Annotated in this window: 1 pseudogene; it reads left to right on the forward strand. The window is 60.6% G+C overall.

From position 1 onward, the window contains the following. A pseudogene (locus SB765_RS33705) lies at positions 1–201 on the forward strand (5,10-methylene tetrahydromethanopterin reductase); the annotation flags it as partial. Positions 202–236 lie beyond the last annotated feature (35 nt).

The raw sequence follows: 236 nt of genomic DNA on the forward strand, positions 1-236 counted from the left end.
GTGCCGGAGTTGCAGAAGCGCGGCGTGTACAAGACCGAATATGCCCAAGGCACCTTGCGCGAGAAATTGTTTGGCGAAGGCGCGCGGTTGGCGCCGAACCATCCCGGCGCGGGTTATCGCGATTTATCGGGCTTATACAAACCCAGGGTGGGAGGGGGCTTGCTCCCGATAGCGGTGGGTCAGCAACAGATAGTTACCTGACACCACCCACCTTGACCTTCAGCCAGCGGACCACC

Origin of the sequence: Pseudomonas sp. SIMBA_067 (genome assembly GCF_046534675.1) — a bacterium.
Lineage (GTDB): Bacteria > Pseudomonadota > Gammaproteobacteria > Pseudomonadales > Pseudomonadaceae > Aquipseudomonas > Aquipseudomonas putida.